Annotated in this window: 11 protein-coding genes and 1 pseudogene; 3 read left to right on the top strand and 9 right to left on the bottom strand. The window is 58.0% G+C overall.

Annotation, left to right across the window (positions count from 1 at the left end; all coding sequences use genetic code 11):
• Nucleotides 1–152 precede the first annotated feature (152 nt).
• The 3 genes and pseudogenes from KDX30_RS29965 to KDX30_RS11635 form a co-directional block, all read left to right on the top strand.
• Nucleotides 153–1262 (top strand): annotated as a pseudogene (locus tag KDX30_RS29965) (methyl-accepting chemotaxis protein); the annotation flags it as partial.
• Nucleotides 1254–2117, top strand: coding sequence for a methyl-accepting chemotaxis protein (locus tag KDX30_RS29960; RefSeq protein ID WP_455127254.1), 864 nt, complete (start codon nt 1254–1256; stop codon nt 2115–2117). The pseudogene KDX30_RS29965 and the gene KDX30_RS29960, both read left to right, overlap by 9 nt.
• 270 nt (nt 2118–2387) lie before the next feature.
• Nucleotides 2388–4331: a methyl-accepting chemotaxis protein gene (locus KDX30_RS11635; RefSeq protein ID WP_122396149.1), complete on the top strand. Its 1944-nt coding sequence runs from the start codon at nt 2388–2390 to the stop codon at nt 4329–4331.
• A 109-nt stretch (nt 4332–4440) separates the two neighbouring features.
• Here the strand turns inward: KDX30_RS11635 and KDX30_RS11630 are convergent, their stop codons facing one another.
• The 9 genes from KDX30_RS11630 to bioF all read right to left on the bottom strand — a co-directional run bounded on the left by KDX30_RS11630 (nt 4441) and on the right by bioF (nt 14943).
• Nucleotides 4441–4602, bottom strand: a complete 162-nt coding sequence (locus KDX30_RS11630) for a YqaE/Pmp3 family membrane protein (RefSeq protein WP_049826708.1) — start codon at nt 4600–4602, stop codon at nt 4441–4443.
• A 365-nt stretch (nt 4603–4967) separates the two neighbouring features.
• Nucleotides 4968–6746: an acyl-CoA dehydrogenase C-terminal domain-containing protein gene (locus KDX30_RS11625; RefSeq protein ID WP_231675808.1), complete on the bottom strand. Its 1779-nt coding sequence runs from the start codon at nt 6744–6746 to the stop codon at nt 4968–4970.
• 422 nt (nt 6747–7168) lie between these two features.
• Nucleotides 7169–8461: a GGDEF domain-containing protein gene (locus tag KDX30_RS11620; RefSeq protein ID WP_027902458.1), complete on the bottom strand. Its 1293-nt coding sequence runs from the start codon at nt 8459–8461 to the stop codon at nt 7169–7171.
• A 314-nt stretch (nt 8462–8775) separates the two neighbouring features.
• Nucleotides 8776–10581, bottom strand: a complete 1806-nt coding sequence (locus KDX30_RS11615) for a phenylacyl-CoA dehydrogenase (RefSeq protein WP_027902457.1) — start codon at nt 10579–10581, stop codon at nt 8776–8778.
• A gap of 345 nt (nt 10582–10926) precedes the next feature.
• A complete protein-coding gene (locus KDX30_RS11610; protein WP_027902456.1) occupies nt 10927–11223 on the bottom strand; it encodes a hypothetical protein in 297 nt (98 codons plus the stop codon).
• A 291-nt stretch (nt 11224–11514) separates the two neighbouring features.
• Nucleotides 11515–12195: a dethiobiotin synthase gene (gene bioD, locus KDX30_RS11605; RefSeq protein WP_027902455.1), complete on the bottom strand. Its 681-nt coding sequence runs from the start codon at nt 12193–12195 to the stop codon at nt 11515–11517.
• A 28-nt stretch (nt 12196–12223) separates the two neighbouring features.
• Nucleotides 12224–13036 carry a malonyl-ACP O-methyltransferase BioC gene (gene bioC, locus KDX30_RS11600; protein WP_231675807.1) on the bottom strand — a complete coding sequence of 271 codons (813 nt, stop codon included), beginning with the start codon at nt 13034–13036 and terminating at the stop codon, nt 12224–12226.
• Nucleotides 13029–13760 (bottom strand): alpha/beta fold hydrolase, encoded by a 732-nt coding sequence (locus KDX30_RS11595; RefSeq protein WP_231675806.1) that lies wholly within the window; start codon nt 13758–13760, stop codon nt 13029–13031. Before KDX30_RS11595 ends, bioC begins: the two co-directional genes overlap by 8 nt.
• Nucleotides 13753–14943: an 8-amino-7-oxononanoate synthase gene (gene bioF / locus KDX30_RS11590; protein WP_231675805.1), complete on the bottom strand. Its 1191-nt coding sequence runs from the start codon at nt 14941–14943 to the stop codon at nt 13753–13755. The genes KDX30_RS11595 and bioF overlap by 8 nt, the downstream gene beginning before the upstream one ends.
• Between the last annotated feature and the right edge of the window lie 71 nt (nt 14944–15014).

The following is a 15014-nucleotide window of genomic DNA, read 5'->3' as shown; positions in this document are numbered from 1 at the left end:
GCGGTAAACGCGACCTGTGTAGGAGTGAGCTTGGTCGCGATTCGGTTGTCCTGTCGACAACTTATCGCCAAACCTGATGCCATCGCGAGCAAGCTCACTCCTACAGATAGGACCATAACGACTCCTCCCTTCAGTTCCCCATCCCCCTGCCGATGCATGTTGTAAGAAATTACCTACAACAAACCTATTCCAAGGAGTTCCGCATGGGTTTGCTCGGCAAAAGTCTCGGTAACATGAGCGTTCGTCTGAAACTCGGGCTTGGTTTCAGTATCGTTTTACTGTTGACCATAGTGATCACAGCCACCGGGTGGTTAAGCGTTGCATCGCTGATTGATCGCGGTGAGAAACTGGTTTCGATTTCGCAAATCAGCGAGCAAACCCTGGATCTGCGTTCCAAGCGTCTGATGTACGAAATGCAGTACAACGATGAGGCTGCAAAGGCGCTCCTTGCCTCCCTCGACAAGCTCGACGCACTGACTAAAATCGCACGCAGCACGGTCTCAACCCCGGAAAGCCATCAATGGCTTGAAGACCAGTCACAAGCAGCTGGCGGATACCGTAGCGGATTTTTAGAGCTCACCCAGGCCATCCAGACACGTGAAGCCAGCCGTACCAATCTGGGCGCTACGGCCGACAAGGCTGTGGAAGAGGTCAACAAGATCGAAGCCTCGTTGCTGCAAGGTGACAGCGTCGTGCAATTTGATGCCGTGGTTGACGTCAGCAAGCTGATCCAGCAAGCGCGCTTCCAGGTCCGCGGCTACACCTACAGCGGTCGTGCCGAATTCGAACAGAATGCCAACGCCGCCATCGACGAGGCACTGACCGGCATCAACACGCTGGCCGGCAGTATTCCATCCAGTTATCTACCTCAATTGCAGGCAGCCAGCACCGCGCTCAAAGGCTACCGTGCAGCAGTCGGCCAATATCGCGACGCACAACTGGCGAGCAAGCAAGCCCTGGAAAAAATGGCCAAGCATGCAGTCGTGCTACTGGGCACATCCCAGAAACTGGCGGACGATCAATACAGCAAACGTGAGGCCGACAGCCAGCAGGCCAAGTCCATGTTGACCATCGCTACCGTGCTGGCACTGGTGTTCGGCATCATTGCCGCCTGGGTCATTACCCGCCAGATCGTCGGGCCGTTGCTGCAAACCCTGAATATTGTGGAGCGCGTTGCCGATGGTGACCTGAGCCACGACTTGGTCGTTGATCGTCGCGACGAAATGGGCCAATTGCAAACCAGCATTCAACGCATGACCGTCAACCTGCGCCAACTGATCGGCGGGATTCGCGACGGTGTAACCCAGATCGCCAGCGCGGCTGAAGAGCTGTCTGCGGTAACGGAGCAAACCAGCGCCGGGGTGAACAGCCAGAAGGTCGAGACCGACCAGGTGGCCACCGCCATGCACGAGATGACAGCCACGGTGCAGGAAGTTGCACGTAACGCCGAGGAAGCGTCTGAAGCGGCCGTAGCAGCGGATCAGCAAGCCCGTGAGGGTGATCGCGTGGTCAACGAAGCGATTACCCAGATCGAGCGTCTGGCTTCGGAAGTGGGTAACTCTACGGAAGCGATGAGCGAGCTCAAACGCGAAAGCGACAAGATCGGCAGTGTGCTGGACGTGATCAAGTCGGTTGCACAGCAGACCAACCTGCTCGCCCTCAACGCCGCCATCGAAGCAGCCCGCGCCGGGGAAGCCGGTCGTGGTTTCGCGGTCGTGGCCGACGAAGTGCGCAGCCTTGCTCAGCGCACTCAGAAGTCGACCGAAGAGATCGAGCAACTGATTGCAGGCCTGCAAAGTGGTACGCAGCAAGTGGCGACCATCATGGACAACAGCCGCGAACTGACCGTCAGCAGCGTGGAGCTGACTCGCCGTGCCGGTAGCTCGCTGGAGAACATCACCAAGACCGTTTCGGCAATCCAGGCGATGAACCAACAAATCGCCGCTGCCGCCGAAGAACAAAGCGCTACAGCTGAAGAGATCAACCGCAGCATCCTCAATGTGCGCGATGTCTCTGAACAAACTTCCGCTGCCAGTGAAGAAACCGCAGCGTCCAGCGTTGAGCTGGCACGACTGGGTAATCATTTGCAGGTGATGGTGAGCAAGTTTAAGGTTTAACGCCTGAATTGGAATGAGATTCCTTGTGGGAGCTGAGCTTGCTCGCGATAAGGCTGGACACAGTTCACTTTCGATCGCGTCCAGCCTTATCGCGAGCAAGCTCGGCTCCCACAAAGAGACCTCGCTGTGTCAGTACATTCACACACCCCACTCAGACCCCTCCTACGACCAACTCAGGTCGCGCTCTTCTTTGCCCTGCCGATGCGCTGACAACGTAGGTCCTGGCTTGTCCAGGCCCTACCTGTTTCGCACAATTGCAGGAGCTTTCCGATGTTTCGATGGATCAACCAAACGCTTGGCAACACCAGCGTAAAACTCAAGCTGTCCCTGGGTTTCGGCCTGGTGCTGATGCTCACGATGGCAATCACCCTGACCGGCTGGCATGGCCTGGACACCATGATTGAACGCTCGGAATCCCTGACGTCCATCGGGCAACTGAGCAACATGACCAAGGATTTGCGCACCGACCGCATTATCTATCGTCAGAAAAACAGCCCGGAAAACGCGAACAAGGTTGTTAACCAGCTCAATGGACTGGAGAGCCATCTGGAGGCATTGCGAAAAGAAACAGACGACCGCATCAGCGTTGGCTTGCTGATCGGGCAAAGCAAAATCGTCGCTGACATGGAGAAGACCTTTACAGCGCTCAGTGATGAGAACCAAAGGCGCGACCTGTCCCGGACTCAACTGGACCAACAATCGGAACAAGCGGTACAGGCTGTCGCGCTGGTGGAGATTGAAGTGCTCAAAGCCGTAAGCCAGGAGCAGGACAATGGCGAGCGGCTGGATGAATTCACCAACATCTCGCAGCTCAAGCAGCAGATCCAGAACGCTCGATTTCAGGTTCAGGCCTACACCTTCACTGCGCTGGAGGCCTATGAAACAGCAGCCATTGCCGCTATCGACGAGTCTCTGAAAGAAGTGCAGCAAATTGGCCAGGATCAGGCCGACAGCAACCTCAAAGGCCTGCAGCCGGCGAAAGAGGCGCTGGAGCGCTATCGTGCTCAGCTCGGTCACTTCAAGGACATTCAGGTCAAAGTGGAGGCCGCTCAGGAAACGCTCGAAGACCTGGGCGACAAGATGCTGAGCAGCGTCGCGGAACTGCTGGCCCTGCAAAGCCAGCAACGCGACACCGAGGCGGGCGCCTCTCGCACCATGCTGAGCAGCGTTGCCGTATTGGCGATGTTGCTTGGCCTGCTCGCAGCCTGGGTCATGACGCAACAAATCATCGCACCGCTGCGCGAGACACTGGCGGCCGCAGAACGTATCGCCAAGGGTGACTTGAGCAAGGACTTACAGGTTCAGCGCAAAGATGAAATGGGGCAACTGCAAGACAGCATGCAGGCCATGACCCTCAGCTTGCGGCAGTTGATCGGCGGGATCAGCGAGGGCGTCGCGCAGATAACCGATGCGGCGCAGCAGCTGTCGGCTGTGACCGAGCAGACCAGTACCGGGGTCAACAGCCAGAAAGACGAGACCGATCAGGTGGCTGCGGCCATGAACGAAATGACCGCGACCGTGCACGAAGTTGCACGTAGCGCACAAGAGGCTTCTCAAGCGGCGGCGCAGGCGGATCAGCAGGCGCGGGAAGGCGATCAGGTGGTGGGACAGGCAATCGGGCAGATTGAGCAATTGGCGGACGAGGTCAAGAAATCCACTCAGGCCATGAATCTGTTGAAGCTGGAAAGCGACAAAATCGGCGGCGTGCTGGACGTGATCAAGTCAGTCTCGCAGCAAACCAACCTGTTGGCGCTGAACGCTGCCATTGAGGCTGCGCGTGCCGGAGAAGCCGGACGTGGTTTTGCGGTCGTCGCCGATGAAGTGCGCGGTCTGGCGCAACGTACACAGCAGTCCACAGAGGAAATCGAAGAGCTGATTGCAGCGTTGCAAAGCGGCACCCAACAAGTCGCCACGACACTGGATAACAGCCGCAGCCTGACCGACAACAGCGTGCAATTGAGCCGCCGCGCAGGCAGCGCGCTGGAGCAGATTACCCGCACCGTATCGACCATTCAGGACATGAACCAGCAGATAGCCACCGCCAGCGAAGAACAAAGCGCCGTGGCGGAGCAGATCAATCGCAACATTATCAGCGTGAGGGATGTGTCAGAGCAGACCGCGTCGGCGAGCGATCAGACGGCGGCGTCAAGTGTGGAGCTGGCGCGGTTGGGGACGCATTTGCAAGGACTGGTGGCAAAGTTTCGGGTGGGCTAGCGCGTTACTGTTGGAGCGAGGCTTGCCCGCGAAGAACGATAACGCGGTGTTTCAGGCACACCGAAGCGATAGATTCGCGGGCAAGCCTCGCTCCAACATGTTCAGCGAATCATTTACGGCTGGCGATGATGTACACAGCGTGAATGATGCCTGGGAAGTAACCAAGGATGGTCAGCAGGATGTTCAACCAGAACGCGCCGGCGAAACCGACTTGCATAAACACGCCCACGGGCGGCAGCAGGATTGCGAAGATGATGCGAATAATGTCCATGGGGTAGCTCCAGATTAAATGGCTCTCGTAAGCCATACAGCGAATGGACCCATGGGCAATGAAAGAGGTTCCATTTGGTCTGGCAACCAGCCATTACCGAGGAGAATCGTGGGTTGAAGCGGCCGCAAATCTTCTGCAACTTAATCGGCCCCAATAAGAAAACCCCGCCTAAGCGGGGTTTTGCAGACTGTTTCCCTGACTTCCATTTCTCCCCACCATCCTGGCAGGCATCCTTACGTGTCCGTGTTATTTGTTGCGCTTCCTGCGCTACGTCCTTGGAACAAAGATTAACTTTGGATCCAACATTCGGATAGAGGCAAAAAAGCACCACGTAGTGTAAGCAAATGCTTACAAAGCCTCAGTCGTCAAAATTGCGCCGCATCCAGCAGGAACAGCGACTCGCTTCCCGCCTTGACCGAAGCACTCAATGAGTGGATGCGCGGCAGCAAGCGGGCGAAGTAAAAACGTGCCGTGCCGAGCTTGCTGGCGTAGAAATCTTCCTGAGCTTCTTTACCCAACGCCGCTTTGGCCATCATCGCCCACAGGTAGGCGTATGTGGTGTAACCAAATACGTGAAGGTATTCGACGGACGCGGCACCGATTTCCTGCGGGTTGTTACGGGATCGGTCGAGAATCCAGTGAGTCAACTCGTCCAGCGTATCCAGCGCAGCGCTCAACGGCTTGGTGAATTCGCTCAGGGATGGGTCAGAACCGGTGATGAAACCACGAACCTCATCCGAGAAAAGTTTGTAGTAGGCGCCGCCGCTGCCAACGATCTTGCGACCGACCAGATCCAGCGCCTGAATGCCGTTGGTGCCTTCGTAGATCTGAGTGATGCGCACGTCACGCACCAGTTGCTCCTGACCCCACTCGCGAATGTAGCCGTGACCACCAAACACTTGCTGGCCGTGGACAGTGGTTTCCAGGCCCATGTCGGTCAGGAACGCTTTGGCGACGGGGGTCAGCAACGCGACCAATTCATCAGCGCGCTGCCGAGCGACGTCATCTTCGCTGAACTTGGCGATATCCAGCTGTATCGCTACATAGGTAGAAAACGCACGACCACCTTCATTCAGCGCTTTCATAGTCAGCAACATGCGCCGCACATCCGGATGGACAATGATCGGGTCAGCCATTTTCTCAGGCTGTTGCGCGCCGGTTGGCGAACGGCTCTGCAGACGGTCACGGGCGTAATCAATGGCGTTCTGGTAGGAACGCTCACCGGAAGCCAGGCCCTGAATGCCCACGCCAAGACGCTCGTAATTCATCATGGTGAACATCGCCGCCAAGCCCTTGTTAGGCTCGCCGATAAGATAACCGACCGCTTCATCGAAGTTGATGACACAGGTAGCGGACGCCTGGATACCCATTTTGTGCTCAATGGAACCGCAGCTCACGGTGTTACGGGCGCCCACACTGCCATCAGCATTGACCATGAATTTCGGCACCAGGAACAGCGAAATACCTTTCGGTCCGGCAGGCGCATCCGGCAGCTTGGCCAGGACCAGATGAATGATGTTTTCAGTCAGGTCGTGCTCGCCGCCAGTAATAAAAATCTTGGTGCCGGAAATTTTGTAAGAGTCGTCCGCCTGCGGTTCGGCCTTGGTGCGGATGATGCCCAGATCAGTCCCCGCATGGGCCTCAGTCAGGCACATCGAACCCGACCAGGCGCCGGAGTACATGCTCGGCAGGTACGTGGCTTTGAGTTCTTCTGTGGCGTGGGTGTTGATCGAGACACAGGCCCCGGAAGTCAGCATCGGGTACAGGCCGAAGGCCAGGCTTGCCGAATTGAGCATCTCTTCGACCTGAGCCGAAACCGCTTTGGGCATGCCCATGCCGCCGAAATCAGGATTACCGCCAACGCCCACCCAGCCGCCTTCCGCGTATGTCTGATAGGCCTGCGGGAAACCGTCGGGGGTAGTCACGGCAGTGTCGTTCCAGGTACAGCCCTGTTCGTCGCCATTACGGCTCAGCGGTGCGATGCTCTTGCTGGTGACTTTGCCGGCTTCTTCAAGGATTGCTTCGACTGTCTCTGCATCAACCGTCTCTGCCAGTGCCGGCAGCTGCGCCCAAAGCTTCGAGACCTCGAAGACCTCATTAAGTACGAAACGCATATCGCGCAACGGCGCTTTGTAGTCAGCCATGGCAAACCTCACTGGGACAGGAGCAGTACGTCTGAATGGAGGAATCGCGCGATGAGTGCGCGAAGTCAGTGTCGATGGGACGAGTGTACTCCAACGCCACTAGAGACACATAGGGTCGATATATGACCAAATTACATATTTAAGTCACGCAAATATCCAGCAACCGTCAGAGAGCCCACGACTGCTTCGCATCATGCCAATTCCTGTAGGAGCTGCCGAAGGCTGCGATCGCGGTGTATCAGGAGAAATGCTTCGCAGCCTTCGGCAGCTCCTACAGAACATGCATTTCAATCCATTAATTTTGCGTTTTGTTTGATGCACGCTTGCCCGCGATAGCGTCAGAGCAGCCAATATATTTATCGACTGACAGACCGAATCGCGGGCAAGCGCGCTCCTACAGGGAGGTGAGCGTCCGGGGAAGATTAAGCAGCAGCTGTCCGCACAGCACCGCGCTTGGTGCTCTGCCCGTGGGACATGACGCAGTTGCGGCCAGCGCCTTTGGCGGCATAGAGCGCCTGGTCGGCCGCCTTGAGGACTTCTTCAGGGGTGCGATGCTCCGGCAGACGCTCGGCAACGCCAATGCTGACCGTCACCGACACACTGGTGGCAGGCCCTGCCCCTCGTCGCTGACGGCCTTGCTGATCGTCTTTGGGGCGGTTATCGGGATTGCGCAACTGAATCTCATAGTTGGCGATCAATTCACGAATGGCTTCCAGATGCGGAATGCATTCCTCGATGGACTTGGCAGCAAACACGATGGCGAACTCTTCACCGCCATAGCGATAAGCCTTACCGCCGCCACTGGTGATTCTCGACAACTTGCTGGCCACCAGCCGCAATACCTGATCGCCCACGTCATGGCCGTGGGTGTCGTTGAATTTCTTGAAGTGGTCGACGTCGCCCATGGCCAGAACGTAATTGCGCCCCAGACGCTGCATACGCTCATTGAGCGCGCGACGCCCCGGCAAACCGGTCAGTTCGTCGCGGAAGGCCATTTGATAAGCCTCATGAGCGACACCCGCTGCAATCATCAACATCACCTGGCTGCACATGATGTTCAGCGTGAACGGCAAAATGAAGGTTTTCGGCAATGCCCAGAACAGGCCAACCAGACCAATCAGCTGCGCGGCGTGCAAGGGACGAGGCTTGCGCACGTATTGCGCGATAAGCAAACCGAAGGCAATCAGGAAAGAAAGGTAGGACAGCTGAATCAGGCTCATCCACGAGCCATGCAGCGCAGGCCAGCGGATTTCTGCCAGCGACGCCAACAGCGCAGCCGGATAGCTTTGCTCCAGCCCCAGCGCGACAGCACCCACCGCGACCAACACCGCAAGGCGGGCGATCAGGTCCTGGACCAAGTGAGTTCGCTCTTCCCAGGCGGCATAGACCCCGTACAACAAGGGCAGCAGCAAGCACACCAGATGGAACACCACGGCAGCGTCTTCACGCACCTTGCCGTTATCGCGGAAATAATCAGTTTGCGTGTCGAGCAGGAAATAGGCGGTGTAGACGGTAATCATCAAAAACAGCTCGCGCTGGCGACGATAGACACAGCAATACGCGCCACCCAATAGCAGAACCAGAGTGGGCAGAACGTTGAACAGGGACGTGAAGAAAACGTTCAGGTCCTTGACGTATGCGGCCCCCAGCCCCCCCACCAATAAAACCAGCGAAGGCAGAAAATGACTCAGGCGTGCAGCAGAAGAACGCAACAAATGGGATGTCTCCTACCCATCACAGGGTAAAGAACTTAGTAGCTGGCATTGTGCCTTCATCCGCTCGGATATGCATTCAGAAGAACTAAATAGCAGGCTACTTTCTTTAACGGCAGCAATCCGGAAATGTTTATTGGCAGGAGGTGAAGATCGCGTGACGGCAGCGAAGTCACAGGTAGGAGCGAACTTGTTCGCGAGCAGCGATACCTGACACACCGCCTCGCGAACAAGTTCGCTCCTACCGGGATCCACGCTCCCCAAAAAAAAGCCGCCTCCCCCGAAGGAGAAGCGGCTTTGAGTGAAACCGGCGAGGCTTAGTAAGCCAGGCCGAAATCTTCTTCTTTCATGTCCATCAGGTTGTTGGCACCCGACAGCATGGCAGCAACGTGCGAGCGGGTACGAGGCAGGATGCGCTGGAAGTAGAAACGCGCAGTCTGCAGCTTGGCGGTGTAGAACGCCTCTTCGCTGGTGCCAGCGGCGAGCTTCTCGGCCGCCACGCGAGCCATGTCAGCCCAGAAGTAAGCCAGGCAGGCGTAACCGGAATACATCAGGTAATCCACCGACGCAGCACCGACTTCTTCACGATCCTTCATGGCGGCCATGCCCACTTTCATGGTCAGTTCGCCCCACTCCTTGTTCAGCGCGGCCAGCGGAGTGATGAACTCCTGAACAGCTTCGGCGCCTTCGTTGTTCTGGCAGAACTTGTGGACGATCTTGGTGAAGCCCTTGAGCGCTTCGCCTTGAGTCATCAGCACCTTACGACCCAACAGGTCCAGCGCCTGAATACCGGTGGTGCCTTCGTACAGCATGGAAATGCGGCTGTCGCGAACGTTCTGCTCCATGCCCCACTCGGCGATAAAGCCGTGGCCGCCGTAGATTTGTACACCGTGGTTAGCGGACTCGAAGCCCACTTCAGTCATGAACGCCTTGGCAATCGGCGTCATGAACGCCAACAGTGCATCGGCCTGCTTCTTGTGTTCAGCGTCTTCGCTGTACTTGGCGATATCCACCTGTTTGGCGGTGAAATACACCATGGCACGCGTGCCTTCGGAGAAAGCCTTCATGGTCAGCAGCATGCGACGCACGTCGGGGTGGACGATGATCGGATCAGCGGCTTTGTCCGGCGCTTTCGGGCCAGTCAGGGAACGCATCTGCAGACGATCACGCGCGTATTTCAGGCCGCCCTGGAAGCCGATTTCGGCGTGGGCCAGACCTTGCAATGCGGTACCCAGACGCGCGGTGTTCATGAAGGTGAACATGCAGTTCAGACCTTTGTTCGCCGGGCCGATCAGGAAGCCGGTGGCCGCATCGAAGTTCATCACGCAGGTCGCGTTGCCGTGGATGCCCATCTTGTGTTCCAGAGAACCACAGTTCACGGCATTGCGCTCGCCAACGCTGCCGTCAGCGTTTGGCAGGAATTTCGGCACGATGAACAGTGAGATACCTTTGGTGCCAGCAGGGGCATCCGGCAGACGCGCCAGTACGATATGGACGATGTTATCGGCCATGTCGTGCTCGCCAGCCGAGATAAAGATTTTGGTGCCGGTGACACGATACGAGCCATCAGCCTGAGGTTCCGCCTTGGTCCGCAGCATGCCCAGGTCGGTACCGCAGTGGGATTCGGTCAGGCACATGGTGCCGGTCCATTCGCCCGACACCAGCTTGGTCAGGTACAGGTGCTGCTGTTCTTCGGTGCCGTGTTCGGAAATGGTATTCATCGCGCCATGGGACAGACCTGGGTACATGCCCCAGGACCAGTTGGCTTCGCCGACCATCTCACTAACCGCCAGCCCCAGGGATTCAGGCAAGCCCTGACCACCATGCTCAACGTCGTGCGCCAGGCTTGGCCAGCCGCCTTCGACGAATTGCTTGTAGGCCTCTTTGAAGCCGCTCGGCGTTTTCACGCCCGACTCGCTCCACGTACAACCTTCCAGATCACCAACACGATTCAGCGGTGCCAGCACCTGCTCACAAAACTTGGCGCCTTCTTCAAGAATGGCGTCGACCATGTCTGGAGTAGCGTCCTGGCAAGCCGGCAGACTTTGATAGTGCGCTTCGTAGCCGAGCAGTTCGTCACGAACGAAGCGAATATCACGCAAGGGGGCCTTGTAGTCAGGCATAGCGATAAACCTCTGCTGATGAAACCTGGAAATGTATGACCGATCGGTCGCTGCGGGAATGTTCCCCAACCACCGGACAATCTCGGATGCCTAGCGGTCAAACAGGTGTTTGAAACATACGTTTACGCCCAAACCTTGTCAAGCGTGCGTCTACTACCTTTCATCTTGAGATGTTTTACAAGACGCACAGGCAAAGGCACACAGCGGGATAAATACCGTTTGTCGACGTGATGAGTCTAGTTGAGAGAGATGACTTTGCGGCGTAGCGCGGAGGAAATAGAAGCGAGTGATGACAGGGAATTCAGCGCATGCCGTGCGCAGATCGCACGGCATTGGAGAGGTAAATCAGGCGTAGGTATCGATCAGAGTGCCGAGCATTTCGTCGCTGGCTTTCTGCACGGCAACACCGGCTTCAGCCTGAAATTTTCCAGAAGCCATTTCGACCAGATTCGCGGACAAGTCAGAACGTTGGGAACGGTCAACCGACCGCAGGTTTTCCAGCTGGAAGTCCGAAGACTGGCTTCTGCCGGAGACTTCAATGTTGCTGCTGGCGATTTGAGTAGCCGCTTGATCGACACGCGACTGCCCGACTTCCATGGCGCTGAGGCCTGGATAGAGCGTGTTATTCATGGAGATTTGCATAAATCGATCCTCTGTTCGTAAGCGAACACGGGCTTATTTAAGCAGCAAACCCGGCGAAACACCCGACAAAAAGACTAATGGCACAAAGCCTCTTCATAGGCTTAGCCTTTCTCGTTTGGCCAGTTTACTGCTTCGACCTGAATCACATTGATCAATTTTTGTGCGGTGGCGCACATTCCAGCCACACCGATGCCCTGTAGGAGCCATCGGAGGTTACGACGGTCGCGAAGCAGTGTGTCAGACAGACCGCAATCGCAGCCTCCGGCAGCTCCTACATGAACCGTGCAGATCTCAATCCAGCAACTCCAGATGCAGATACTCCGCCACCGCGTCAGCCCCGGCCTTCTTCAACTTGGGCACTCGCCCCAGACACGGCGCAGGCAAACGCTCAGCCAAGGTCGCCAGATTCTCTTCGAGGCGCGAGGTTTTCGGGTCGATGATATTCGCGACCCACCCCGCCAATTGCAGCCCATCTGCAGCGATCGCTTCAGCGGTCAGCAACGCATGACTGATACACCCCAGGCGCACGCCAACAACGAGAATCACCGGCAATTGCAGACCGACGGCCAGATCCGACAGATTGGCCTGGTCGGCCAGCGGCACACGCCAGCCACCCGCCCCTTCGATCAGAGTGAAGTCAGCATTGCGGGCCAGTAACAAGCGCATCGGACCCAGCAGCGCCTGCACCGTGAGCGCGACGCCCGCCTCCCGCGCAGCCAGATGTGGTGCGATGGCGGGTTCGAACGCAAACGGATTGATCTCGTCATAACTCAACGCTATCGAACTCTCGGCCATCAGCGCCAGGGCATCCGGGTTGCGCAAGCCATCAGGAGCGACCACACACCCCGACGCGACGGGCTTACCCGCGAGCGTACTCAACCCGCTCAACCGGGCAGCATGCAACAAGCCCGCAGCAATCGTAGTTTTACCAACATCAGTGTCGGTGCCTGCGACGAAGTATGCACGGCTCATCTCGGCAATCCCTTTTCACGTGGTGAACTCAGACGGTTTTTTCCAATACCGCGTAGATAACCTGATACGTCGCAGGCAAACCTTCAGCCTGACGATAACCTTCATACGCCTCAATCAAGGCTAGTAGCCGCGCCCGCCCGGTCAAACCGCCGGGACGTCCGGGGTTGAGATTGTGTGCGCCCAATGCTTTCAGCTCATGGGTCAGGCTGCGCACATCCGGGTAGTGCAGGACATGCGGACGGACCTCAAGCGAGCGTACTCGCATCCCGCTGGCCGCGCATAACTGTTGGTAATCGTCGAGTTGCCGGAAGCGGTTGACGTGAACCAGCCCGTCTACCGCCTGCCAGCTGTCGCGTAATTCATAAAGGGTGCCGACGCACAGACTGGCAAAGGCAAACACGCCCCCCGGCGGCAGTACGCGACGTGCTTCACTCAGGACAGCAGCAAAATCGGCACACCACTGCACCGCGAGACTGGAGAAAATCAGCTCACAGCTGTCATCGCGCAGCGGCATGCGTTCAGCATCGCCCGCCACGAAATACTCAGCGCCGCCCAACGGCTGAGCATGGCGCAACATGCCTTCGGCAATATCAAGCGCAACGCCTTTGCTGCCCGCAAAGGTCTCGGCCAGGGCGCGACTGAAATAGCCGGTGCCGCTGCCCAGATCCAGCCAGCGCCGGGGGGACAGCCCGGCAGGCAGACGCGACAGCAGTTCGCCGCCCACCGCACGCTGCAACTCGGCGACGCTGTCATAACTGCCCGCTGCACGGGAAAAAGAGGCCGCCACCTGGCGTTTGTCGGGCAAACCACCCGGCAGCCGTGGATTGGAAAGATCAGTCATCACCGGACTCATGCAGAAAAGCGTGGATCGCCGCCGCCACACCGTGGGGGTTTTCCAGCAGGAAGGCATGGCTGGCCTGTTCGATCAGCCCCACTTCCACATCAGGTAACAGCGCCAGCAGATCACTCGCTGCCTCGGCGGGCACAAATGCATCCAGACCGGCAAACAGATGCAACTGCGGACCGCGAAAGGTTTGCAGCGCGCTTCGGGTATCAAGTTGCCCCAGCAACTGCAGGCCGTGTACCAATGCGTTGATGGAGCCATGGGGCGCGCCCGCTTTGAGCAACCGCGAAATAGCCCGCGGGTCTTCGGCCCCTTGTGCACACAGCAGACTGAAGCGCTTCAAGGTCGCGTCCGGATGATCAATGCATCCAGTCAGGAAAGCATCGAAATCCCCGGCCGGCATCGCGTTGGGCCACGCACCACGGGGCACGAAACTGGCGTTGCTGGCCAACGTCAGAAGACCACAGCAACGCTCACCACGACGCGCAGCCAGCTCAGCGGCGAGCATACCGCCCAGTGACCAGCCACCTAGCCAGGCGTCATCGGGCAGGCTCGCGCCCAGCTCGTCTAGCCATTCTCGAAGATCGCTGCTGTCCAGCTCCGGCAAGGGCTCGATTTCCACCCGGAGGTGCTCGTCGAGACCGCGCAACGCAGCGGCCAAAGGTTCCAGAGGCGAGATGCCCAAGCCCCAACCCGGTAACAGAATCAACCGATCACGCATGCTCTGGCTCCACCTGTTCGCTCATGCCCAGCAGCGGGTAACACTGCGCCAATGCATTCAACAATAGCTGCACTTGGGCGGCGCTGTGTGCGGCGGATAACGTCACGCGCAATCGCGCGCTGCCAGCGGGTACAGTCGGCGGGCGAATAGCGGTTACCAGCAGGCCGTGCTCGCGCAGCATCCGGGACAGGCGCACAGCCTGCCCGGCATCGCCGATGAGGATCGGCTGGATCGGCGTGAAGCTGTCCATCAGCGTCAGGCCAATCTGTTCGGCCCCGGCGCGAAACTGTGCGATGAGCTGCGTCAGGTGTTCACGACGCCAATGCTCGGTGCGCAACAACTCAAGGCTTTTCAGTGTTGCGCAGGCCAGGGCCGGAGGTTGGCTGGTGGTGTAGATGTACGGTCGTGCGAACTGGATCAGGGTTTCGATCAATTCTTCGCTGCCCGCTACAAAGGCTCCGGACGTGCCGAACGCCTTACCCAACGTGCCGATCAAGACCGGCACGTCATCCATGCCCAAACCGAAATGCTCAACAATACCGCCACCATTGGCGCCCAACGGACCGAAGCCATGAGCATCATCAACCATCAGCCAGGCGCCTTTGGCTTTCGCGGTGTGTGCGAGGGTCGGTAGATCGGCGATATCGCCATCCATGCTGAACACGCCATCAGTGACCACCAGCGTATCGCCAACGGCTTTCTCCAGACGTGAATTCAAACTCTGGGCGTCGTTGTGCAGATAACGGGAAAACCGCGCACCGCTGAGCAATCCGGCATCCAGAAGCGAAGCATGATTGAGGCGATCTTCGAGCACGGTGTCGCCCTGCCCTACCAACGCAGTAACGGCACCAAGGTTGGCCATGTAGCCATTGGAGAACAGCAGCGCACGCGGTCGCCCGGTGAGCTCGGCCAGCGCCTCTTCCAGTTCGTGATGCGGGCTGCTGTGGCCGATCACCAGATGCGAAGAGCCACCGCCAACGCCCCACTTATCAGCGCCTGCCTGCCAGGCGGCGATAACTTCGGGGTGATTGGCCAGCCCCAGATAATCGTTGTTGCAGAACGCCAGCAACGGCTTGCCGTCGACTACCACTTCGGGGCCTTGCGGGCTTTGCAGCAAAGGGCGCTGGCGATAGAGATTGTCAGCACGCCGGGAAGCCAGACGTGCGCTCAGATCGAAAGACATGGAGGGCCTCGAGGAGGGAAGCTGTTTGGAGATCCATGTGGGAGCGAGGCTTGCCCGCGATAGGGTTAACC

It is taken from the genome of Pseudomonas quasicaspiana (genome assembly GCF_021147825.1).
In the GTDB taxonomy this organism is placed as follows: Bacteria; Pseudomonadota; Gammaproteobacteria; order Pseudomonadales; family Pseudomonadaceae; genus Aquipseudomonas; species Aquipseudomonas quasicaspiana.
Note: the sequence above shows the minus strand (reverse complement) of the source record. Positions and strands in the feature narration are given on the sequence as shown.

Excerpts from the sequence above, each read along its gene's own strand:
- bioD (WP_027902455.1), bottom strand. The coding sequence starts at position 12,195 with ATGAGCCGTGCATACTTCGTCGCAGGCACCGACACTGATGTTGGTAAA.
- KDX30_RS29960 (WP_455127254.1), top strand. The coding sequence starts at position 1,254 with ATGACCGTCAACCTGCGCCAACTGATCGGCGGGATTCGCGACGGTGTA.
- KDX30_RS11595 (WP_231675806.1), bottom strand. The coding sequence starts at position 13,760 with ATGCGTGATCGGTTGATTCTGTTACCGGGTTGGGGCTTGGGCATCTCG.
- KDX30_RS11610 (WP_027902456.1), bottom strand. The coding sequence starts at position 11,223 with ATGCAAATCTCCATGAATAACACGCTCTATCCAGGCCTCAGCGCCATG.
- KDX30_RS11625 (WP_231675808.1), bottom strand. The coding sequence starts at position 6,746 with ATGGCTGACTACAAAGCGCCGTTGCGCGATATGCGTTTCGTACTTAAT.
- KDX30_RS11630 (WP_049826708.1), bottom strand. The coding sequence starts at position 4,602 with ATGGACATTATTCGCATCATCTTCGCAATCCTGCTGCCGCCCGTGGGC.
- bioF (WP_231675805.1), bottom strand. The coding sequence starts at position 14,943 with ATGTCTTTCGATCTGAGCGCACGTCTGGCTTCCCGGCGTGCTGACAAT.
- KDX30_RS11615 (WP_027902457.1), bottom strand. The coding sequence starts at position 10,581 with ATGCCTGACTACAAGGCCCCCTTGCGTGATATTCGCTTCGTTCGTGAC.
- KDX30_RS11635 (WP_122396149.1), top strand. The coding sequence starts at position 2,388 with ATGTTTCGATGGATCAACCAAACGCTTGGCAACACCAGCGTAAAACTC.
- bioC (WP_231675807.1), bottom strand. The coding sequence starts at position 13,036 with ATGACTGATCTTTCCAATCCACGGCTGCCGGGTGGTTTGCCCGACAAA.